This window comes from Streptomyces sp. NBC_00122 (assembly GCF_045160845.1).
Classification (GTDB): Bacteria; Actinomycetota; Actinomycetes; order Streptomycetales; family Streptomycetaceae; genus Streptomyces.
Window position 1 is genome coordinate 4,945,605 of the sequence record NZ_CP108191.1, and the last position, 22,535, is coordinate 4,968,139.

At 71.8% G+C, this 22,535-nt stretch carries 18 protein-coding genes; 15 read left to right on the forward strand and 3 right to left on the reverse strand.

What is annotated here, in order from left to right; all coding sequences use genetic code 11:
* Nucleotides 1-198 precede the first annotated feature (198 nt).
* Both OG737_RS23390 and OG737_RS23395 read left to right on the forward strand, forming a co-directional pair.
* Nucleotides 199-495, forward strand: coding sequence for a DUF4193 domain-containing protein (locus OG737_RS23390; RefSeq protein WP_030036261.1), 297 nt, complete (start codon nt 199-201; stop codon nt 493-495).
* 12 nt (nt 496-507) lie between these two features.
* On the forward strand, nt 508-1,452 hold the full coding sequence (locus OG737_RS23395; protein WP_328928079.1) for a hypothetical protein: 945 nt from the start codon (nt 508-510) through the stop codon (nt 1,450-1,452).
* A gap of 3 nt (nt 1,453-1,455) precedes the next feature.
* Here the strand turns inward: OG737_RS23395 and OG737_RS23400 are convergent, their stop codons facing one another.
* Complete coding sequence (locus OG737_RS23400; RefSeq protein ID WP_328928080.1) at nt 1,456-1,920, reverse strand: DUF3093 domain-containing protein; 465 nt, start codon at nt 1,918-1,920, stop codon at nt 1,456-1,458.
* 58 nt (nt 1,921-1,978) lie between these two features.
* Between OG737_RS23400 and OG737_RS23405 the strand changes: the two genes are divergently transcribed.
* The 7 genes from OG737_RS23405 to OG737_RS23435 all read left to right on the forward strand — a co-directional run bounded on the left by OG737_RS23405 (nt 1,979) and on the right by OG737_RS23435 (nt 8,538).
* On the forward strand, nt 1,979-2,563 hold the full coding sequence (locus OG737_RS23405) for a PaaI family thioesterase (RefSeq protein ID WP_328928081.1): 585 nt from the start codon (nt 1,979-1,981) through the stop codon (nt 2,561-2,563).
* Nucleotides 2,563-3,099, forward strand: coding sequence for a dUTP diphosphatase (gene dut, locus OG737_RS23410; RefSeq protein ID WP_328928082.1), 537 nt, complete (start codon nt 2,563-2,565; stop codon nt 3,097-3,099). Before OG737_RS23405 ends, dut begins: the two co-directional genes overlap by 1 nt.
* Nucleotide 3,100: 1 nt before the next feature.
* Complete coding sequence (locus OG737_RS23415; RefSeq protein ID WP_328928083.1) at nt 3,101-3,889, forward strand: DUF3710 domain-containing protein; 789 nt, start codon at nt 3,101-3,103, stop codon at nt 3,887-3,889.
* A gap of 183 nt (nt 3,890-4,072) precedes the next feature.
* The gene (locus OG737_RS23420; protein WP_328928084.1) at nt 4,073-6,682 is read left to right on the forward strand and encodes a sensor histidine kinase KdpD; all 2,610 of its coding nucleotides are present in this window, start codon (nt 4,073-4,075) and stop codon (nt 6,680-6,682) included.
* Complete coding sequence (locus OG737_RS23425) at nt 6,679-7,365, forward strand: response regulator (protein WP_328928085.1); 687 nt, start codon at nt 6,679-6,681, stop codon at nt 7,363-7,365. Before OG737_RS23420 ends, OG737_RS23425 begins: the two co-directional genes overlap by 4 nt.
* A gap of 24 nt (nt 7,366-7,389) precedes the next feature.
* Entirely contained in the window at nt 7,390-7,809 is a 420-nt protein-coding gene (locus tag OG737_RS23430) for an OB-fold nucleic acid binding domain-containing protein (protein WP_328928086.1), read from the forward strand.
* Nucleotides 7,810-7,812: 3 nt separating this feature from the next.
* Nucleotides 7,813-8,538 carry a DUF3159 domain-containing protein gene (locus OG737_RS23435; protein WP_328928087.1) on the forward strand — a complete coding sequence of 242 codons (726 nt, stop codon included), beginning with the start codon at nt 7,813-7,815 and terminating at the stop codon, nt 8,536-8,538.
* A gap of 125 nt (nt 8,539-8,663) precedes the next feature.
* On the opposite strand, the gene OG737_RS23440 is transcribed toward OG737_RS23435, so the two are convergent.
* Nucleotides 8,664-9,326 carry a TrkA family potassium uptake protein gene (locus OG737_RS23440; RefSeq protein WP_328928088.1) on the reverse strand — a complete coding sequence of 221 codons (663 nt, stop codon included), beginning with the start codon at nt 9,324-9,326 and terminating at the stop codon, nt 8,664-8,666.
* The gene (locus OG737_RS23445; protein ID WP_328928089.1) at nt 9,323-9,991 is read right to left on the reverse strand and encodes a TrkA family potassium uptake protein; all 669 of its coding nucleotides are present in this window, start codon (nt 9,989-9,991) and stop codon (nt 9,323-9,325) included. The genes OG737_RS23440 and OG737_RS23445 overlap by 4 nt, the downstream gene beginning before the upstream one ends.
* 197 nt (nt 9,992-10,188) lie before the next feature.
* Between OG737_RS23445 and OG737_RS23450 the strand changes: the two genes are divergently transcribed.
* The 6 genes from OG737_RS23450 (at nt 10,189) to OG737_RS23475 (ending at nt 22,130) form a co-directional block, all read left to right on the forward strand.
* The gene (locus tag OG737_RS23450) at nt 10,189-12,237 is read left to right on the forward strand and encodes an APC family permease (RefSeq protein WP_328928090.1); all 2,049 of its coding nucleotides are present in this window, start codon (nt 10,189-10,191) and stop codon (nt 12,235-12,237) included.
* Nucleotides 12,238-12,394: 157 nt separating this feature from the next.
* Nucleotides 12,395-13,732 carry a class I SAM-dependent RNA methyltransferase gene (locus OG737_RS23455; RefSeq protein WP_405921936.1) on the forward strand — a complete coding sequence of 446 codons (1,338 nt, stop codon included), beginning with the start codon at nt 12,395-12,397 and terminating at the stop codon, nt 13,730-13,732.
* 199 nt (nt 13,733-13,931) lie between these two features.
* Nucleotides 13,932-15,494, forward strand: a complete 1,563-nt coding sequence (locus OG737_RS23460) for a TIGR02677 family protein (RefSeq protein WP_405922441.1) — start codon at nt 13,932-13,934, stop codon at nt 15,492-15,494.
* The gene (locus tag OG737_RS23465; RefSeq protein ID WP_405922442.1) at nt 15,494-16,741 is read left to right on the forward strand and encodes a TIGR02678 family protein; all 1,248 of its coding nucleotides are present in this window, start codon (nt 15,494-15,496) and stop codon (nt 16,739-16,741) included. Before OG737_RS23460 ends, OG737_RS23465 begins: the two co-directional genes overlap by 1 nt.
* Complete coding sequence (locus tag OG737_RS23470) at nt 16,738-20,898, forward strand: TIGR02680 family protein (protein WP_405921937.1); 4,161 nt, start codon at nt 16,738-16,740, stop codon at nt 20,896-20,898. The genes OG737_RS23465 and OG737_RS23470 overlap by 4 nt, the downstream gene beginning before the upstream one ends.
* Nucleotides 20,895-22,130: a TIGR02679 family protein gene (locus OG737_RS23475; protein WP_405921938.1), complete on the forward strand. Its 1,236-nt coding sequence runs from the start codon at nt 20,895-20,897 to the stop codon at nt 22,128-22,130. Before OG737_RS23470 ends, OG737_RS23475 begins: the two co-directional genes overlap by 4 nt.
* Nucleotides 22,131-22,535 lie beyond the last annotated feature (405 nt).

Genomic DNA, 22,535 nt, shown 5'->3' on the forward strand with positions numbered 1-22,535 from the left:
TGCAAGACGGCCCCCGGACCGTGTACGGTCCCGGTCGTCATCCCAGCCAATCGCTCTCAAGGCGCGCGGCTGGGTGTCGATTGAGTAACAGACCTTGATGTGAGGCAAAATCTCCGCCTCAGGTCGGGCACAAGTCCGGCCTCTCGCGCGTTACGTGCGCTGAGACACCGCTAACACCCAGAGGGGGAGAGCGAACAAATGGCAACGGACTACGACACCCCACGCAAGACAGACGACGACGTCGACAACGACAGCATCGAAGAGCTGAAGGCTCGGCGTAACGAGAAGTCGTCCTCGTCCGTCGACATGGACGAGTTCGACTCGGCCGAGAGCCTGGAGCTTCCCGGTGCGGACCTCTCCAATGAGGAGCTGGCCGTCCGGGTCCTGCCCAAGCAGGCCGACGAGTTCACCTGCATGAGCTGCTTCCTGGTGCACCACCGCAGCCAGCTGGCACGCGAGAAGAACGGTCAGCCGATCTGTCGCGACTGCGACTGAGAGGCGTCGGCCGTGGCTGGCTCGACACCATTTCGGAAGCGCCGCTTCCGGAAATCTGGTGATCCGGCGGAGACGCAGGTGGGAACCACGGACCCGGAGGCGGGTCCTGGAGCCCCCGGCGGCTCCGCCACAGGGACCGCCGTCGTGCCCTCCGACACCGCCCCGGCGGTGCCGTCGGCCACTCAGGCCGACGAGGAGGCCGAGCAGCGGTCCCGGGCTCGTCGGCTGGAAGCCTTCAAGACCGGTGTGCGCCACGGTGTACGCAAGGGCGGCGAAGGTGTCAGGGCCGCCGCCCTGCACATCGCCGACATGATCATCGAGAACGCACCGCGCGTTCCGGTTCGGGACCTCGCGACCCTGCGCGCGCAGTTCCCGGGCCTCGACCCCGATCAGCTCGCGGACAAGCTGATCTTCGGTGCCGCCAACGCCACCTCCACCGTCGGCGCAGGCATCGGGGCGGCGGCCATGCTGCCCGTACCGCCCGCCATGCCGGCCGAGCTGGCCGCGGAGATCACCGCCGTGGCGGCGATCGAACTGAAGCTCGTCGCCGAGCTCCACGAGGTCTACGGCCAGCGCCCGCCCGGCACCCTCCGGGAGCGCAGCTTCGCCTACCTGACCGCGTGGACCGAGGAGCGCGGCATCGACCTGACCAAGCCGACGACGCTGAACGTGGCGCTCGGCGGTCAGATGAAGCGCGAACTGCGCCAGCAGATCATGAAGCGGATGTTCCGCAGCCTCCCCAACCTCATGCCCTTCATGGTGGGCGCGGCCGTCGGCGCGGTGATGAACCGCCGCGACACCCGGAAAGTCGCCGAGAAGGTCCGTAGCGACCTGCGGGCCCGTGCCGTGGCATGGAATGCCCTTCCGTACCTCCCGCCCCTGGAGCAGCCCGTCCAGCCCCTTCCCGAGGCCACCAGGGCCGCACTCGAGGGCCTGGACCCCCGCGGTGAGGGCTGAGGGTCAGACCGTCTGCCCGCGCGCGGCCCGGAGGGCGGCGACCAGGGCCTGCGGCTCGCGGGTGGAGACGTAGACGTACGGGGTCGGGTCGGCCGGGTCGGTGACCTCGACGCGGACCGCGGTCGGCACGTAGCTGCGCATCAGCATGAAGGCGCGGGTGTCGGCCTTGTACGTGCGCCAGGCGCGCGACTCCTCGGCGTCCAGGACCTCCGGTTCCCCCAGGGCCGTCACCGGGATCCGCGCGTCCCCGACCGCCAGCGCGCCGTTCACCACGCGCACGCGCGCGGAGCCGTACGAACTCACCAGCAGCCCGGCCAGCGCGGTGCCCCCGACCAGTCCGGCCAGCAGAGGCAGCGTGCCCAGCGGCAGCAGCATCAGCGCGCACGCGAGCCCGGCCAGTACGGCGATGGCCCACCAGGAGCGGGGGGCGGTCAGGCGTTCGTCGTGGTGCGCGGGGGAGAGCTGCATGTGGTCAAGCCTGCCACGGGGCGACCGGTGGGTAGCCGCGCGGGTAAGGTCTGCGGCTGTGAGTGGACGAAACACAGCGTTGACGCCTCCGGCCGACGCGACCGCGCCGGTCAGGCACCCCGATGCCCCGGCGCCCGGAGAGCTCCTCGGTGCGCACTACGAGCACTGCTTCGGCTGTGGCGAGGGCCAGCCGCACGGACTCCACCTGGAGGCCCGTGCCGGTGAGGGCGTGCGCGTCACCGCCGAGTTCACCGTCAAGCCGGCGCACCAGGGAGCCCCCGGCCTCGCGCACGGCGGCGTGCTGGCCACCGCGCTCGACGAGACGCTCGGCTCGCTGAACTGGCTGCTGCGCGTCATCGCCGTGACCGGGCGGCTGGAGACCGACTTCGTGCAGCCCGTGCCGGTGGACACCGTGCTCTACCTGGAGGCCGAGGTCACCGCCGTGGCCGGGCGGAAGATCTACTGCACCGCGGTCGGCCGGACCGGCGGCCCGCTGGGCCCGGTCGCCGTGCGCGCCGACGCCCTCTTCATAGAGGTGAAGGTCGACCACTTCATCGACAACGGACGGCCCGAGGAGATCCGGGCGGCGATGGCCGACCCGGACCAGGTCAGGCGCGCACGCGCTTTCGAGGTGAACCCCTGATGTCCCTGAACGAGAACGCCCCGGTCGACGTGCTGATCCGCCGCGTCGACCCCGAGGTGCCCCTCCCCGCCTACGGTCACCCCGGCGACGCCGGCTGCGATCTCGTGACCACCCAGGCCGCCGAGCTGGCACCCGGCGAGCGGGCCGTGCTGCCCACCGGGGTGTCCATCGCCCTGCCCGACGGGTACGCGGCCTTCGTGCACCCGCGGTCCGGGCTGGCCGCCCGCTGCGGGCTCGCGCTCGTGAATGCCCCGGGGACGGTGGATGCCGGGTACCGTGGGGAGATCAAGGTGATCGTGGTCAATCTCGACCCTCGCGAGAGCGTCAGGTTCGAGCGTTTCGACCGCATTGCCCAGCTGGTTGTCCAGCGGGTCGAGAAGGTGCGCTTCCACGAGGTGGCGGAACTTCCCGGCTCGGCCCGGGCCGAGGGGGGTTTCGGCTCCACCGGCGGTCATGCGGCCGTGGCCGGATCCGGCGCTGGTCAGCAGGGTGGGAATGGCTACGCTTCGGTCGTAACCGACCGGGAAGGACAGTGACGTGTTCGGACGTCGCAAGAAGAACGACTCCGCCAAGGACGGCGGCGCGGCCGAGCAGGTCGATGGCCGCGAGTCCGGCCTGGATGCCGGCGAGCAGGACGGCGCCGGGGAACCCGACGCCGAGCCGCGCCGGGTGAACCTGCCTCCGGCCCCGCGGCCCGACGGCCCCTGGGACATCTCCGAGGTGCTCGGCGACCCGGCCGACGGCCGGGTCGACCTGGGCGGCATCCTCGTACCCGGTGTCGAGGGCATGGAGCTGCGGGTCGAGGTCGCCGGTGACGCGATCGTCGCCGCGACCGTCGTCCTGGGCGACAGTGCCGTACAGCTGCAGGCCTTCGCCGCGCCCCGCAAGGAAGGCATCTGGGGCGAGGTCCGCGAGGAGATCGCCGCGGGCATCACCCAGCAGGGCGGCATCATCGACGAGGCCGAGGGCCCGCTGGGCTGGGAGCTGCGTGCGCAGGTGCCCGTACCGCTCCCGGACGGGCAGACCGGCGCTCAGCTGGTCCGCTTCGTCGGCGTCGACGGTCCGCGCTGGTTCCTGCGCGGTGTCATCTCCGGCCAGGGCGCGGTGCGCCCCGAGTCGGCGGGTGTCCTCGAGCAGATCCTCCGCGACACCGTCGTGGTCCGCGGCGACGGCCCGATGGCCCCCCGCGACCCGATCGTCCTGAAGCTGCCGAACGACGCCCAGATGGTGCCGGACGGCGTGCAGACGGAGGACCAGGAAGGCTCCCGTTTCGGCGGCGGCATGGGCCAGCTGGAGCGCGGCCCGGAGATCACCGAGGTCCGCTGACCGAGGTGTCACCCCCGCGCGCGGGGGCAGACGTGCGTTTTCGGCCGGTGGGCCCTACTCCTTCGGGGTGGGGCCCACCGGCTTTCGCGCCCACGGCAGGACCCGCGTCAGGGTTCCGTCAGGGATGGGCGTCCGGCCCCTCATCGGTGCGTGGAGCGGGCCGGCGTCCCCGAGAATGGGCGCATGGGACGCGGCAAGCTACGGATCTATCTCGGCGCGGCACCCGGTGTGGGCAAGACCTACGCGATGCTCTCCGAGGGCCACCGCCGGGTGGAGCGGGGCACCGACTGCGTCGTCGGATTCGTCGAGCACCACGGGCGGCAGCGCACCGAGGTCATGCTGCACGGCCTGGAACAGGTGCGGCGCAGGGAGCTCACGTACCGCGGAGCGGCCTTCACCGAGATGGACATGGACGCGCTCCTCGCCCGCAGACCCGCCGTCGCGCTCGTGGACGAGCTCGCGCACACCAACGTGCCGGGCTCGCGCAACGCCAAGCGCTGGCAGGACGTCGAGGAGCTGCTGCGGGCCGGCATCGACGTCGTGTCGACCGTCAACATCCAGCACCTGGAGTCGCTCGGGGACGTCGTCGAGTCGATCACCGGGGTGCGGCAGCGGGAGACCGTGCCGGACGAGGTGGTCCGGCGGGCCGACCAGATCGAGCTCGTCGACATGTCTCCGCAGGCGCTGCGGCGGCGGATGGCGCACGGAAACGTCTACCGGCCCGACAAGGTCGACGCGGCCCTGTCCAACTACTTCCGCCCCGGCAACCTGACCGCGCTGCGCGAGCTCGCCCTGCTGTGGGTGGCCGACCGGGCCGACGAGTACCTCCAGCAGTACCGGGGCGAGCACGGCATCCACTCCACGTGGCAGGCGCGGGAGCGGATCGTCGTCGGGCTCACCGGAGGCCCGGAGGGGCGCACGCTCATCCGGCGCGCCGCCCGGATGGCGGCCAAGGGCTCGGGCAGCGAGATCCTGGCCGTCTACATCGCCCGCAGCGACGGCTTGACCGCCGCCTCGCCGAAGGAGCTCGCGGTTCAGCGGACCCTGGTCGAGGACCTGGGCGGAACGTTTCACCATGTGATCGGCGACAACGTCCCCGAGGCGCTGCTCGCCTTCGCCCGGGGGGTCAACGCCACCCAGATCGTGCTCGGCTCCAGCCGCCGCAAGGCCTGGCAGTACCTCTTCGGCCCCGGGGTCGGCGCCACCGTGGCCCGCGACTCGGGGCCCGACCTCGACGTCCACATCGTCACGCACGAGCACGCGGCCAAGGGGCGCGGGCTGCCCGTGGTCCGCTCGGCGGCCCGGCTGGGGCGGCCCCGGACCGTGGCCGGCTGGGTGGTGGGCGTGGCCTTCCCGGTGCTGCTGTGCCTGCTGCTCACGCACGTCGACGCGGACCTCGGGCTCGCGAACGACATGCTGATCTTCCTGGCGCTGACGGTGGCGTCCGCGCTGCTGGGCGGGCTCTGGCCGGCCCTCGCCTCGGCCGCCCTGGGCTCGCTGCTGCTGAACTACTACTTCGCACCGCCGCTGCACCTGTGGACCATCGCCGACCCGAAGAACATCGTCGCCGTCGCCGTCTTCTTCGGGGTGGCCGTCTCGGTGGCCTCCGTGGTCGGCGTGGCCGCCCGGCGCACCCACCAGGCCGCGCGGCTGCGCGCCGAGTCCGAGATCCTGTCCTTCCTCGCCGGGAGCGTGCTGCGCGGCGAGACCACCCTGAACGCGCTGCTGGAGCGGGTGCGCGAGACCTTCGCCATGGAGTCCGTGGCCCTGCTGGAGCGGTCCGGCGACACCGAGCCGTGGAAGCAGGCCGGCAGCGTCGGCCCGAACCCCGCCGCCCGGCCCGAGGACGGCGATGTGGACATGCCCATCGGGGACCACATGGCGCTGGCCCTGACCGGGCGGGTGCTGCCCGCCGAGGACCGCCGGGTGCTCGGCGCCTTTGCCGCCCAGGCCGCCGTGGTACTGGACCGGCAGCGGCTGGTCGGGGAGGCGGAGGAGGCCCGTCGGCTGGCCGAGGGCAACCGGATCCGGACCGCGCTGCTGGCCGCCGTCAGCCACGACCTGCGTACCCCGCTGGCCTCCATCAAGGCCTCGGTGACGTCCTTGCGCTCCGACGACGTGGAATGGTCCGACGAGGACCGGGCCGAGCTCCTCGAAGGCATCGAGGACGGCGCCGACCGGCTCGACCACCTGGTGGGCAACCTGCTCGACATGTCCCGGCTGCAGACCGGCACCGTCACCCCGCTGATCCGGGAGATCGACCTCGACGAGGTGGTCCCGATGGCGCTGGGCGGCGTACCGGAGGACAGCGTCGTGCTGGACGTGCCGGAGACGCTGCCGATGGTGGCGGTGGACCCGGGACTCCTGGAGCGGGCCGTGGCCAACGTGGTGGAGAACGCCGTGAAGTACAGCCCGGCGGGGGAGCGGGTGCTGGTGGCGGCCAGCTTCCTCGGCGACCGGGTCGAGGTGCGGGTCGTCGACCGCGGGCCCGGCGTGCCCGAGGAGGCCAAGGACCGGATCTTCGCGCCCTTCCAGCGGTACGGGGACGCGCCGCGCGGCTCCGGGGTGGGCCTCGGACTCGCGGTCGCCCGGGGCTTCGCCGAGGCCATGGACGGCACCCTGACGGCCGAGGACACCCCCGGCGGCGGGCTGACCATGGTGCTCACCCTGTGCGCGGCCGCCCGGGAAGGCCGGAACACCGGTGCCGGCACCGCATCCGGTGCGGAGATAGTGGAACGTGATCACGAACGTGATCGGAACCGACAGGTACGACAGAAGGCAGGACCTCAATGACCCGGGTGCTCGTGGTGGAAGACGAGCCGCAGATCGTCCGAGCCCTCGTGATCAATCTGAAGGCACGCACGTACGAGGTCGACGCGGCGGCCGACGGGGCGAGCGCCCTGGAACTCGCGGCGGCCCGCCACCCCGACGTGGTCCTCCTCGACCTCGGCCTGCCCGACATGGACGGCATCGAGGTGATCAAGGGCCTGCGCGGCTGGACCCGGGTGCCGATCCTGGTCCTCTCCGCCCGCCACACCTCCGACGAGAAGGTCGAGGCGCTGGACGCGGGCGCCGACGACTACGTCACCAAGCCCTTCGGCATGGACGAGCTGCTGGCCCGGCTGCGCGCCGCCGTCCGGCGGGCCGAGCCGGCCGCCGGCTCCGGCGAGGACGAGGTGGTGGTGGAGACCGACGGCTTCACCGTGGACCTGGCCGCCAAGAAGGCCGTGCGCGAGGGGCGCGACGTACGGCTCACGCCCACCGAGTGGCACCTGCTGGAGGTCCTGGTGCGCAACGGCGGCAAGCTGGTCAGCCAGAAACAGCTCCTCCAGGAGGTCTGGGGGCCCTCGTACGGCACGGAGACGAACTACCTGCGGGTCTACATGGCGCAGCTGCGGCGCAAACTGGAGGCGGACCCCTCGCACCCGCGGCACTTCATCACCGAACCGGGCATGGGATACCGCTTCGAGAGGTAGTGCGGGCGCCGGTACGCTTCCTGTATGAGTGCTGAACCGCGTCCCGAGATGCCCGTGAAGCCTGCCAGGCCGGCGGGCCGGTTCCGCCGGATGATAGAGCGGCTGTCCTCCTCGCAGGAGGAGCTGCATTCGGCGGAGCTGCAGGAGGACGCAGAAGCCGCGGGGTGCACGCGGATCTGCGACTGCCACGACCGCCAGATAGTCAAGGTGACCGGAACGCTGCGCACGGTCACCCTGCGCCCGCGCGCGGGCGTCCCCGCCCTGGAGGCGGAGCTCTTCGACGGCTCGGCCGCACTGGACGTGGTCTGGCTCGGGCGTCGCTCGATCGTGGGAATCGAGCCCGGCCGGCGCATGATCGCCTCAGGGCGGATCTCCATGACCCACGGCCGTCGGGTGCTCTTCAACCCGAAGTACGAACTCCGACCGCTCGGACAGGAGCACTGACCGGTGACGTCATTCGACAAACCGACCACCCCAGACCCCGCCGCCGGTTCCGCCGAGGACCAGAAGGCGGTGACGCAGGCGGCGCTCTTCGACGCCTTCGGCGGCATCCGGGGCACCGTGGAGACGATGCTCCCCGGGCTCCTCTTCGTCATGATCTACACGATCAACAAGGACGTGAAGCTGTCCGCCATCGCGGCGGGCGCGGTCGCGGTCCTTCTGGTGATCGTGCGGCTGCTGCGCAAGGACACGGTCAAGCACGCCTTCAGCGGCGTCTTCGGCGTGGGCGTGGGCGTGGCCTTCGCCCTGTTCACGGGCAGCGCGAAGGGCTTCTACCTGCCGGGCATGATCTACGGTGTCGGCCTGGGCGTGGCCTTCACGGTCTCGGCGCTGGTGGGCTTCCCGCTGCTGGGGGTGATCCTGGGCCCGGTCTTCAAGGAGAACCTGTCCTGGCGCACCCGCAACCCCGGACGCAAGAAGGCCTACGTCAAGGCCAGCCTGGCCTGGGGCCTGATCTTCCTCGCCAAGTACGCGATCCTCTTCCCGCTGTACTGGTGGGGCGACGCGACGCAGCTGGGCTGGGTGCTGATCGCGCTGAAGCTGCCGCCGATGGTGCTCGCGGTGTACTTCACGTGGGTGTTCCTGGCGAAGGCCCCGCCGCCGATCGATGTGATCGCGGAGTGGGAGGCCAAGGAGGCCGCCGAAGCCGCCGCCGGGAAGCCGGGGGCCTGAGACCTGCTGCCGCCGCCTCTGCCGCTGCCGCTGAGGGGCGGTATCCGACGGTGACGCGAAGGGGGCGGGGTGACCATCCGGTCACCCCGCCCCCTTCGCGTCACTTCAGGTGTCTCTTCGCTTCCTCAGCGACGGGCCTGGAGGAGGTCCTCCAGCTGTTCCTCGCGGGCCTGGGCGGCCACGAAGAGGAGCTCGTCGCCGGGCTCCAGGGTCTCCTCCGCGTGCGGGGTCAGGACCCGGTTGCCGCGGATGATGGTGACCAGCGAGGTGTCCTCGGGCCAGGTGATCTCGCTGATCTGGGTGCCCGCGACCGAGGAGTCGGCCGGCAGGGTCAGCTCGACGAGGTTGGCGTCGCCGTGGCTGAAGCGCAGCAACCGGACCAGGTCGCCGACGCTGACGGCCTCCTCGACCAGGGCCGACATCAGGCGCGGCGTGGAGACCGCGACGTCGACGCCCCAGGACTCGTTGAAGAGCCACTCGTTCTTCGGGTTGTTGACGCGGGCCACCACGCGCGGGACCCCGTACTCGGTCTTGGCGAGCAGCGAAACGACGAGGTTGACCTTGTCGTCACCGGTCGCCGCGATGACCACGTTGCAGCGCTGCAGCGCCGCCTCGTCCAGCGAGGTGATCTCGCAGGCGTCGGCCAGCAGCCACTCGGCCTGCGGTACCCGTTCCACCGAGATGGCGGTCGGGGCCTTGTCGACCAGGAGCACCTCGTGGCCGTTCTCGAGCAGCTCACCCGCGATGGAGCGGCCCACCGCGCCCGCTCCGGCGATCGCGACCCTCATGCGTGTGCCTCCTCAGGCCCCTCGGCGAAGGCCGCCTCGACCTTGTCGATCTCGTCCGTGCGCATCATCACGTGGACGAGGTCGCCCTCCTGAAGGACCGTCGCCGACGTGGGCAGCATGGCTTCGCCCAGTCGGGTGAGGAAGGCGACACGAACGCCGGTCTCGTCCTGCAGCCGGCTGACCTTGTGGCCTATCCAGGCGGCCGAGGTGTGCACCTCGGCGAGCTGCACACCGCCACTCGGGTCGCGCCACAGCGGCTCGGCACCCGAGGGCAGCAGGCGGCGCAGCATCTGGTCGGCGGTCCAGCGCACCGTGGCGACCGTCGGGATGCCGAGGCGCTGGTAGACCTCGGCGCGCTTGGGGTCGTAGATGCGGGCCGCGACGTTCTCGACGCCGAACATCTCACGGGCGACACGCGCGGCAATGATGTTGGAATTGTCACCACTGCTGACGGCCGCGAAGGCTCCCGCCTCCTCGATTCCCGCCTCGCGCAGGGTGTCCTGGTCGAAGCCGACCCCGGTGACGCGGCGGCCGCCGAATCCGGCGCCCAGCCGGCGGAATGCGGTGGGGTCCTGGTCGACGACAGCGACCGTATGCCCCTGCTGCTCCAGGGTCTGCGCGAGGGCGGAGCCCACTCTTCCGCAGCCCATGATGACGATGTGCACGGCCGTCCTTCCGGCTGTCAGCGCTCGCTGGTTTCCAGCCTTATTGCATGCTCTGGCTTCACAGGGTCTCAGACCATGGCCCAAGCTACACACGGGTGGTCACCAGTGTGACCTCTTGGTGTGCAGTCGGTGGTGAATTGCGGCGGGAAGGGGTGGGGGGTTCGTCAGCCGGATTTCGAACGCTTACGATCCTCTGCGTGTCCAAACTGACCGACCTGCCCAAACGGATCCTGATCGGCCGGGCGCTACGCAGCGACCGCCTCGGGGAAACTCTCCTTCCCAAGCGGATCGCCCTCCCTGTCTTCGCGTCCGACCCGCTCTCCTCCGTGGCATACGCCCCGGGCGAGGTTCTGCTGGTCCTGTCGATCGCGGGCGTGTCGGCGTACCGATTCAGCCCGTGGATCGCCGTCGCGGTCGTGGTGCTGATGTTCACCGTGGTCGCCTCGTACCGCCAGAACGTCCACGCCTACCCCAGCGGCGGCGGCGACTACGAGGTCGCCAACACCAACCTGGGACCCAAGGCCGGTCTCACGGTCGCGAGCGCGCTGCTCGTCGACTACGTGCTGACCGTCGCCGTGTCGATCGCCTCGGGCGTCGAGAACCTGGGCTCGGCCGTTCCCTTCGTGGTCGAGCACAAGGTGCTCTGCGCCGTCGGAATGATCGTGCTGCTCACGCTGATGAATCTGCGCGGCATGAAGGAATCCGGCAAGCTCTTCGCGATTCCGACCTATGTCTTCGTCGCGGGCGTATTCATCATGATCGCGTGGGGTGCCTGGCAAGGCCTCGTCCTCGGCGACACGATGAAGGCGCCGACCGCCGATTTCGAGATCAAGGCGGAACACGAGGGGCTGGCCGGGTTCGCGCTGGTCTTCCTGCTCCTGCGTGCCTTCTCCTCCGGTTGTGCCGCCCTGACCGGCGTCGAGGCGATCAGCAACGGCGTACCCGCCTTCCGCAAGCCCAAGAGCAAGAACGCGGCGACGACGCTGGCCCTGATGGGCGCCCTGGCCGTGACCATGTTCTGCGGCATCATCGGCCTGGCCATGGCCACCGACGTCAGGATGGCCGAGAACCCGGCCACCGACCTGCTGGTGAACGGCACCCCGGTCGGCCCCTCGTACGTCCAGAACCCGGTGATCTCCCAGGTGGCCGAGGCCGTCTTCGGCGACGGCTCGTTCCTCTTCATCCTGCTGGCCGCCGCCACCGCGCTCGTGCTGTTCCTCGCCGCGAACACGGCGTACAACGGCTTCCCGCTGCTCGGCTCGATCCTCGCCCAGGACCGCTACCTGCCGCGCCAGCTGCACACCCGCGGCGACCGGCTCGCCTTCTCCAACGGCATCGTCCTCCTCGCGGGCGCCGCCGCGCTGCTCACCTGGCTCTACGGGGCCGACTCGACGAAGCTCATCCAGCTCTACATCGTCGGCGTCTTCGTGTCCTTCACGCTCAGCCAGACCGGCATGGTCCGGCACTGGAACCGTCACCTGAAGGCCGAGAAGGACCCCGCCAAGCGCCGCCACATGATCCGCTCCCGCGCGATCAACGCCTTCGGCGCCTTCTTCACCGGCCTGGTCCTGGTCGTCGTCCTCGCCACGAAGTTCACCCACGGAGCCTGGGTCGCCCTGCTCGGCATGGTGATCTTCTACGGCACGATGACGGCGATCCGTAAGCACTACGACCGGGTCGCCACCGAGATCGCCGCCGCCGAGGAGCGCCCCGACGAGTACGTGCGCCCCTCGCGGGTGCACTCCGTCGTCCTGGTCTCCAAGCTCCACAAGCCCACCCTGCGGGCCCTCGCCTACGCCAAGCTGCTGCACGCCAACCGGCTGGAGGCGCTCAGCGTCAACGTCGACGAGGCCGAGACCAAGGCCCTCAAGGAGGAGTGGGAGCGGCGCGGGATCAACGTCCCGCTGAAGATCCTCGACTCGCCGTACCGGGAGATCACCCGCCCCGTGGTCGAGTACGTGAAGGGGCTGCGCACCGAGAACCCGCGCGACGCGGTCAGCGTGTACATCCCCGAGTACGTCGTCGGCCGCTGGTACGAGCACCTGCTGCACAACCAGAGCGCGCTGCGGCTCAAGGGCAGGCTCCTGTTCACCCCCGGCGTCATGGTCACCTCGGTGCCCTACCAGCTGCGGTCCTCGGAGCTCGCGAAGAAGCGGGCGAAGAAGCGGGCGGAGTGGAACGCCCCCGGCGCGGTGCGCCGCGGCCCGGTGGACGCCCCGCGCCCGAAGACCCCGGCGGGGAAGTAGCGGCGGCGGAGCACCGGCGGCGAAGCACCGGCGGCGAAGCACCGGCGGCGAAGTCGGCCGCCGGACAGGGTTGGCGAACGGCCGGACGAGATCCACGTAAACTGGTGGGTCGGTCGTCCGGCCGTTCCCCGTTTCAGTTTTTTGGAGTCTCCCCACCATGACGAGCGCCGAGCAGAACGAGAAGCAGTCACTGGTCGGGGAGGAGTACGAGGTCGAGGTCGGTCCCGTCGCGCACGGCGGTCACTGCATCGCCCGGACCGCCGAGGGCCGCGTCCTGTTCGTCCGCCACACCCTGCCGGGCGAGAAGGTCGTCGCGAAGGTCACCGAGGGCGACGTGGACTCCCGCTTCCTGCGCGCCGACGCGATCACCGTGCTGGAGGCCTCCAAGGACCGCGTCGAGGCGCCCTGCCCCTACGCCGGCCCCGGCAAGTGCGGCGGCTGCGACTGGCAGCACGCCAAGCCCGGTGCCCAGCGCCGGCTCAAGGGCGAGGTCGTCGCCGAGCAGCTGAAGCGGCTCGCGGGGCTCACCCCCGAGGAGGCCGGCTGGGACGGCACCGTCATGCCGGCCGAGGGCGACAAGCTGCCGGCCGGGCAGGTCCCGCAGTGGCGCACCCGTGTGCAGTTCGCCATCGACGAGGACGGCAACGCCGGTCTGCGCAAGCACCGCTCGCACGACATCGAGCTGATCGACCACTGCATGATCGCGGCGCCGGGCGTCAGCGAGCTGGGCATCGAGAAGCAGGACTGGCCCCAGATGGCCACCGTCGAGGCCATCGCGGCCTCCGGCTCGAACGACCGCCAGGTCGTCCTCACCCCGCGTCCCGGCGGCCGCCTTCCCCTCGTCGAGCTGGACAAGCCGGTCTCGGTCCTGCGGGTCGAGGAGAAGGACGGCGGGGTCCACCGCGTCCACGGCCGCCCGTTCGTACGGGAGCGCGCGGACGGCCGTACGTACCGCGTGGGCATGGGCGGCTTCTGGCAGGTCCACCCGCAGGCCGCCGACACCCTGATCAAGGCCGTCATGCAGGGCCTGATGCCGCGCAAGGGCGAGATGGCCCTCGACCTCTACTGCGGCGTGGGCATCTTCGCGGGCGCACTGGCGGAACGCCTGGGCGACACGGGCGCGGTGCTCGGCATCGAGTCCACGAAGCGCGCGGTCGAGGACGCCCGGCACAACCTGGAGGACTTCCCCCGGGTCCGCATCGAGCAGGGCAAGGTCGAGACGGTCCTCCCGAAGACCGGCATCACGGAGTGCGACCTGGTCGTCCTGGACCCGCCCCGCGCGGGCGCCGGCAAGCAGACGGTCCGCCACATCGCGGGCCTCTCGGCCCGCCGCGTCGCCTACGTGGCGTGCGACCCGGCGGCCCTGGCCCGCGACCTGGGCTACTTCAAGGAGAACGGCTACAAGGTCCGCACGCTGCGCGTCTTCGACCTGTTCCCGATGACGCACCACGTGGAGTGCGTGGCGATCCTGGAGCCGGTGGCGAAGGCTGCCTGACCTGGGGTTCTCGTCAGAGGAGGCTCCGCGTCGGCGCGGGCCGCGGAGCACGTGTCGGAACTCCAGCGCACGGGCATCTTCCAGCGCTTCTGGTGACGTCGTTGCGGGCTGGAGCCGAACAGGACCGATGCGAATCGGCCAAGTACCTAAGTCCCTGCCGATCATGGACGTCGCTCCAGGAGGATGGCGGGCAATGGACATGACTTCTCCGCAGGCGGAGGGCCCGCCCGACGGGTACGGGCCCTTCGCGCATCTCACCGCTCCGAACGTGTTGCTCTACCGGGCGGTGATGCGGGCCTTCCTCGTCGCCAAGGAGCGGTTCGCCGTGCATCTGCGGCCCGAGGACGTGCACGCGGGGCTGGCCTCCGAGAGCCGGCCGACGGAGCTCGACGCCGTAGTCAAGGCCCTCGACAGCCTGGTGAGCTGGGGGAACCTGCGGGCCGACCCGGACACCGGACGGGTCACCGCCGTCGAGGACTTCTACCGCAAGCGGTTCATCTACCAGCTCACGCGGGAGGGCGAGGCGGCGGAGGAGGCTCTGTCCGCGTACGACGAGGCGCTCGGGCGGCGGGGCGCGCTGCAGGCCGTCGCGCTGCACGACATCGTGACGCAGCTGCGCGCCCTGCTCGTGCTGGCGGCCGAGGAGGAGCCCGATCCGGCCAAGACGCATCTGGCGCTGGACGGGCTCGCGAGTCGTTTCGGTGCGCTCGCCGACAATGCGCGGGCCTTCATGGGCTCGCTCCAGCGGACCATCGACCTCCACGACGTGGGGGAGGAGGTCTTCCTCGCCTACAAGGACCAGCTCATCCAGTACCTGGAGCGGTTCATCCAGGACCTGATCACCCTCGGCGGGCGCATCGCCCGGCTGATCCTGGAGTTGGAGGAGGGCGGGAGCATCGAGCGGCTGTTGCGTGCCGCGGCCGCCCGTGAGGCGGCGGACGCCACCCCGCAGGAGGCGGCATACGCGGGGCAGGCCGCGTACGAGCGGTGGGCCGGCCGGTGGGCAGGTCTGGCGGCCTGGTTCCTCAGCCGGGACGGCCGGGAGTCGCAGGCCCGGCTGCTGCGCGGCCGGGCACTGGGCGCGATCCCGCAGCTGCTGGCCGTCGTACGGTCGCTGAACGAGCGCCGGGCCGGGCGTTCGGACCGCTCCGCCGACTTCCGTACCCTTGCGCGCTGGTTCGCCGAAGCGCCCGACGACGACGCCCGGCACCGGCTGTGGCGCACCGCCTTCGGGCTGTACCCGGCCCGGCACCTGACCGTGGACGCCGAGACGCTGGCCGCCCGCCAGGCCCGTCCCGAGCCCGCGGGAACCGGGTGGGCCGATGCCGCGCCGCTGCGGATCAGCCCGCAGCTGCGCCGCACGGGAAGCTACGAGCGGCGCGGCAAACCCCGCAGGGTCGAGGACCGGCAGGAAGCGCGCCGACTGCTCGCCGAGACGGCCGCCAAGCAGGCCGCCGAGACAGCGTCCGCCCGGGCCCGGCTCGTCACCCACGGCATCACCAGGCTGTCCGGACTCGGCGAGCTCGACCCCCTCAGCTTCCGGCTCTTCCTCCAGCTCCTCGGCGACGCGCTGGCCACCTGGCGGCCCGGTATGACGCACACCGCGGCCACCAGCGGCGACGGCTCCATGGAGATCCGGCTCACCGCGCCGACCGACGGGTCCACGGCCGAGGTCCGCACACCGGACGGGAACTTCCGCGGCCCGGACCACGCCATCGAGATCGTCGACCTCACCGAAGCACAAGGAAGGGGCGGAGCGTGATGACGACCCCGCTCGCCGAAGTACTCGACGGGCAGCACGCCGCCGAGCGGCGCAAGGCCGCCCGTGCCCTGCTGAAGCAGCCCCTGCTGCTCGCGCACGGTGCGTACGCCGACGAGTTCCGCCTCGTCCGGCGGCACGCCTCCGAGCTGCGCGAGTGGTTCGACCGCAACACCGGCTGGTCCCTCCAGGTGGACGCCGAGACCGCCCGGCTGGGCAAGATCCCCGGTGTGCCGGACGACGCCACGCACCCCGCGCGCGAGGTCACCCGTACCGCTGTCCCCTTCAGCCGCCGTCGGTACGTCCTGCTCTGCCTCGCCCTCGCCGCCCTCGAACGCGGCGAGGCGCAGATCGCGCTGGGCCGCCTCGCAGACCAGATCATGCTGGACGCGAAGGACCCCCAGCTGGCCGCGGCGGGCATCCAGTTCACCCTGGACCGCCGTGACGAGCGGCTCGACCTGGCCGCCGTCGTGCGGCTCCTGCTCCACCTCGGAGTCCTGCGGCGCGTCGCCGGAGACGAGGACGCGTACGTCAGTGGAGCCGGCGACGTCCTGTACGACGTCGAACGGCGGGTCCTCGCAGGTCTGCTCGCCACCCGCCGGGGACCCTCCACCGTCCGGGCCGAAACGCTGGATGCCCGGCTCGCCGAGCTCGCCGCGGAAACAGCCCTCGACAGCGACGAACTGCGCTTCCGCGCCATGCGCCGCTCGCTGACCCGGCGGCTGCTCGACGACCCCGTCCTCTACTACGACGAGCTGACCGACACCGAACTCGGCTACCTCACGCGCCAGCGCGGCTTCCTCACCGCCCGCATCAACGAACTGACCGGGCTGGTCGCCGAAGTGCGGGCCGAAGGCATCGCCATGGTCGACCCCGAGGACGACCTCACCGACGTCCGCATGCCGGAATCAGGGACCCGCGGCCACGTCACCCTCCTGCTCGCCGAGTACCTCACGGCGGCCGGAGGCCTGATCGTACCCATGGCCGACCTTGAGCGCCGCGTCGTCGAACTGGCCGCCGAGCACAGCGGATTCTGGTCCAAATCGGCCCGTGAGCCAGGGGCCGAGGGTGACTTGGCCGAGCAGGCCGTTGCCCGGCTGGCCGCTCTCGGCCTGGTCGTCCGCACCGGTGACGGGGTCGTGCCGCGCCCGGCGCTCGCCCGCTACGCCGTCGGCGAGACCGTCGTACTCGAACCCCGTACAGCCGGCACCGCGCAGGTGCCCGTGCAGCGAAAGGCGCACCGGCCTTGACTCCCCGTCCCGTACCCCCCGCCCCTGCGCGCCCCCGCTGGCAGCCCCTGCGGATCGGTCTCGTCGACCTCTTCCACTACGACGTGGAAGAGTTCCACTTCCGAGACGGCCGGCTGCTGCTCCGGGGGAACAACGGCACCGGCAAGTCCAAGGTGCTGGCCCTGACCCTGCCCTTCCTCCTCGACGGGGACCTCAGCGCCCGTCGAGTGGAACCGGACGGGGACGCCGGCAAGCGGATGGAGTGGAACCTCCTGCTCGGCGGTGAGCACCCGCACTCCGAACGCCTCGGCTACACCTGGGTCGAGTTCGGTCGCCGCGATGCGGTGAGCGGCGAGGAGCAGTTCCGTACGCTCCTGTGCGGGCTCAAGGCCGTCAGCGGGCGCGGCATCGCCCGGCACTGGTGGGCGGTGACCGGGCAGCGGATCGACCACGGCCCGGCTGACGTACGCGCGGACGGGTCACTGAGCCTGCTCGACGCCACCGGCACCGTCCTGTCGCGGGACCGGCTCATCGAGGCGGTCGCCGGGCAGGGGATGGTCTACGACCAGGCCAAGGCCTACCGCCGGGCCGTCGACGAGGCGCTGTTCGGCCTAGGGGAGCAGCGCTACGCAGCCCTCGTGGACCTGCTCGTCCAGCTGCGTCAGCCCCAGCTGTCCAAGCGTCCCAACGAGGCCGCCCTCTCCCGCGCCCTCACCGAGGCCCTCCCGCCGATGGACCAGGCCGTCATCGCGGATGTGGCCGAGGCCTTCCGCTCCCTGGACGAGGAGAAGGAGGAGCTACGGGCAGCCGGGGCCGCCGAACGGGCGGCCTCCGTGTTCCTCGACCACTACCGGCGCTACGCCCGCACGGCCTCCCGCCGTCGCGCCCGCCTCCCGCGCAGCGAACACTCGAAGTACGAGCAGCTGCTGCGCGACCTCGCCGAAGCGCAGGCCGGGAAGACCGCGGCGGAGGAAGACCGGGCGGCCGCGGAGGAGCGCGTCGCCGCACTCACCGAGACCCGGGCGAGGCTGGAGGCGGCCGACGCAGCCCTGCGCGAGGGCCCGGAGATGCGCAGTGCCCACGAACTGGAGCGGGCCGCACAGGCGTTGGACCGGGCGGAGAACGACTGCGCCCGCGCGCGCGACGACCGGGAGAAGGCCTCAATTCAGCACACCAAGGCGCTCGGCCGCCTCGGTGCCGCGGAGAACCGGCTCAGGGTCGCCCGGGAGCTGTCCGGGGACACGCTGCTCCGAGCCCGGGAGACGGCTGCGGCAGCCCGGCTGAACCTTCCCGAAGACGAGGGACAGGCGGTTGCCGACCTACGGGCCGCGGTGGCCGAAGCGACCGACCGCAGGCACCGCACCCTCACGCACGTCGAGGCGCTCGCCGACCAGGCCGAGGCGGCGGCGGCCGGGCGCCGGGCCGCCGTACTCCGGCTCGACGAGACGGAGACCGAGCTGGCGCACGCCGCCGAGGCCCTGGACACGGCCGAGGACACGGCGCAGGCCGCCGGACGGGCTCTGGTCGATGCCGTACGCGAGCACGCGGGCCGGTGCGGGGAGCTGGCGTACGCCGACCCGGCCGGACTTCTGGACGAGCTCCAGGAGTGGACCCGGCACCAGGACGGCCCCTACCCGGCGCGCCGCCGTGCCTCGGAAGCACACAGCGCCACCGCATCGGTACTCGCCGACCAAGCGGCGCAATCAGCGCAACACCGGGCCAGCCTGGCCACCCGGACCCGCGATGCCGAACAGGAACTCGCCGGGCTGGAGTCCGGCGGTCGGCGCGGGCCGCAGGCCCCGTACACCCGGACTCCCGGCCTGCGGGACCAGGCGCCCGGTGCCCCCCTGTGGCGGCTGATCGACTTCCGGGAAGAGGTCACGGACCACGACCGCGCCGGGCTGGAAGCGGCGTTGGAGGCGTCCGGCCTGCTGGACGCGTGGGTGCGCCCCGACGGAGCGGGCCTCGCCGCAGACGGTTGTGACGTGCTCCTCGCCCCGAACACCGGACCGGTCGAGGGGCCATCGCTCGCCGACGTACTGCGCCCGGCCGTGGACCACGGCGACGCGCAGGCCGCACAGGTCGGAGTGGAGGCGGTGGGCCGGCTGCTGGAGGCGATCGGCCTCGGCGGGGCTTCCGGGGATACGGCACCGGCTGGCGATGTACTGGGCGCCGGCCCGGCGGGCACCGGGGCCACGGACGGCACCTGGGTCGCGCTGGACGGACGCCACCGCGTCGGCGTCCTCACCGGCCGGTGGGCCAAACCCGCCGCCGAGTACATCGGAGAGGGCGCCCGGGAAGCCGCGAGGCGGACCCTGATCGCTGCCCTGCGGGCTGAACTCTCCCTCCTCCGGCAGGAGTCGGCGGACGCCGACGCGCAGGCGCGGGCTCTGGCGACCCGTCGTCGTACGCTCGACACCGAGTTGGCGGCCGTGCCCGACGACGCGCCCCTGATCCGGGCGCACGCCGACGCCGCGGCTGCCGCCGACACTGAGCGCCGGATCCGGACCCGGCGCGACGAGCGGGCCGCCGAGGTGACGGCCGCAACCGAGCGGACCGAGTCGGCCACCGCCGAACTCCGTGAGACCGCAGCTGATCTGGGGCTGCCCCCGGACCGGCCGGCGCTGGCCGCCGTCCGGCAGGCCCTCGCCGAACTCGAGGTCGTCCTGGCCGGACTCTGGCCCGCACTCCGCGAGCGGAGCGAGGCGTCCCGGCAGACGGACGACGAACGCGAAGAGGCGGTCCGGGCAGGGGAGCGGACCGCCGAACTCGCCGTTCGCGCGGAGGATGCCGCCCGTGAGGCTGCGGCCGCGGACGAGCGGCTGGCCACGCTGCGTTCGACCGTCGGCGCCGCCGTCGCAGAGCTGGAGCGGCTGCTCGCGGAGACCGCAGGAGCCCTGCGCGGCTGCGCGGCCGACCAGCAGCGCGCCCAGGACCAGCACACGGAGGCGGACCGACGGGCCAGCCGGGCCGAGGGCCGCATCGAACAGCTGGAGAAGGCCGTGACCGAAGCCGCCGCGGCGCGCTCCGAGGCCATCGCCGCGCTCCAGCGCTTCTCTGCCACAGGGCTGATCGCCGTCGCACTTCCCGATCTCGCCGTACCGGCCGCGGACGACGGCCCGTGGGCGCCCACCCCGGCCATCGCCCTGGCCCGTGCCCTCGAATCGGAGCTGTCGACGACGGACGACTCGGACGGCGCCTGGGAACGTGTGCAGCGGCGTCTGAGCGAGGAGTTCAAAACCCTCCAGGACGCACTGTCGCGGCACGGCAACACCGCCTCGGCCCGCATGGTCGAGGACGGGATGATCGTCGACATCGTCTACCAGGGCCGTGAGCGAGCCGTACCCGAACTCGCCGAGGCACTGGCGGTCGAGGTCGGCGAACTCACCCGCATCCTCTCCGCACATGAGCGTGAGATCCTCGAAACCCACCTCATCACCGAGGTGGCCGGCACCCTCCAAGAGCTGATCGCAGCCGCCGAGCGGCAGGTGCTGGCCATGAACGCCGAGCTGGAGGAACGGCCCACTTCCACCGGTATGAGGCTGCGCCTGGTGTGGCGGCCCTCCCGCAAGGCCCCGGTCGGCCTTGCCCAGGCCCGTGGCCGCCTGCTCCAGACCGCTGATGCCTGGACGGCCGAGGACCGGGCCGCGGTCGGTGAGTTCCTGCAGGCTCAGATCGCCCGCCAGCAGACCGAGGACGCGGCGGGCAGCTGGCTGGAGCACCTCACCGCCGCCCTCGACTACCGCTCCTGGCACGAGTTCGCCGTTGAGCGCCAGCAGCACGGCCGCTGGGTACCCGCCACGGGACCCGCCTCCGGAGGCGAACGCGTCCTGGCCGTGTCCGTTCCCTTGTTCGCCGCCGCCTCCTCGCACTACGCGAGCGCGAGCAGCCCGTACGCACCACGCCTGGTGACCTTGGACGAGGCGTTCGCGGGTGTGGACGACGACTCGCGTGCCAAGTGCCTCGGGCTCCTGCACGCCTTCGACCTGGATGTGGTCATGACCAGCGAGCGGGAGTGGGCCTGTTATCCGCAGGTGCCGGGCATCGCCATCGCCCAGCTCGCCCGCGTCGACGAGGTGGCCGCCGTCCTGGTCACCCGCTGGGAGTGGGACGGCACGGCCCGCACGCGCCGCGAGGACCCGGTGCGTCCGGCCGACCCGGAGCCCCTGTGGGCGTGAGCGGTCCGCCGGTGGACGAAGCGCGCCTGCGCCGGCTCCTCGGCGGCGCCGACCTGGCCTGGCTGGTGGGGCGGGCACGCCGACGGCTGGAGCGCGGACAGCCACTCACCGGAGCCGTCTCGCTGGCATCGCCGACCCCGGCCGAGCGGGCAGCGGCCGAGAGACTGCTGGGCCGGGCACCGGGTGCCGGCAGGGCGCTGACGGTCCGGCTCGACGCCGTGGACGCCGTGCTGGTCAGATCGGGCATCAGCCCGGGAGGCCTGGAGGCTGCCGTGACGGTGCTCACTGGGCGGGTCGTCCTTCTCGGCGAGGTCCGCCGGAGCGAGGAACAGGCCTGGAGGGAGGCGTATGCGCCTCTCACCCTGCTGGCCGAAGACCTTCCGGTGTACGCCGCTTGGGCCGTTCGTGTTCGTGACGACGGCCTCGTGCGTCGTCTCGCCCGTACTCCCACCGCTGCCCGTCTGCTGTTGGAGCAGACCGTCCGCGTACTGCGGGAGCTGCCTGTCGAACCAGCGCGGTCGCTGTCGGTGTTCGCCGCGGACATTCTGGGGAGTGCCCACGCACTCGACGACGGCACGCCGGTGGCCACCCTGGCCCTCTCCGGTGCCCGCGCTCTAACCGGCCATCCCGAGGGAGCGGGAGCGGCCTGGCGGCGGGCCGCATGGGCCTCCGCCGGCCTGCTCCGGGACGACGTCTCCTCGACGGTGCTCACTCTCAACCTCCGCGGGACCGCGGCCCTGGACTGGATGGCCGACGTGGGTGAGCCGTGCGTCCTCACCCTCCGTCAGATCGCCCACCGTCCGCCGCGGACGGCACCGCCCGTGGTCCACATCTGTGAGAATCCTGCGGTCCTTTCGGCCGCGGCGGACAACCACGGACCGGATGCCCGACCGCTGGTCTGTGTCCAGGGCCAGCCGTCGGCCGCCGCCTTGACCCTTCTCGCCCGTCTGTACGAGCTCGGTACTGCTTTCCGCTACCACGGCGACTTCGACTGGGGCGGTCTACGCATCGCCACGACGTTGTTGGGGCACGTGCCCTGGCGGCCCTGGCGCTACACGGCCGACGACTACCGTGAGGCGGTCGAAGCTGCTGGACCTGATCTGCGCCTGCTGGACGGGAAACCGGCGCTGTCGCCATGGGACCCGGACCTGGCGCTCGCTCTTACCGAGCACGCCCTGCGTGTCGAGGAGGAGGCAGTTCTGGGTGTGCTGCTGACGGACCTCGCGGGGTGAAACGGTCGCGACACGTTCGGGTTCGCGACTCGAACCGGCCCTTGTCGAGGCCGGCCGCGGGTGCACGTGCGAACCCTCGGGTGGTCGACCGAGGATGGTGTCGCCGGTTGTTTACGCCCGTTTGACGCTCCCGGGACCCGAAAGTCGCTTCCCATCTCGAGGACGTCGTTCCACAGCTGGCTCAGCTGCTTGTCCGTCCAGGAGTACGTCCGCTGGTACAGGGTCCGGAGCGGTCGGGGGTTTTGAGGAGCCGCGTCCGAACGGCAGCGATCACGGCTTGAGGGTCGGCCTGCGCAGCGTGTTCGCGAGATCAGCAGGAAACGATCAGGTTGGTCCAGGGGCAGGAACAGGGCCGTGGGCAGGGGCGTGCCCGCCGCCGTGTGCGCCGGGGAACGGCCTCGGTCG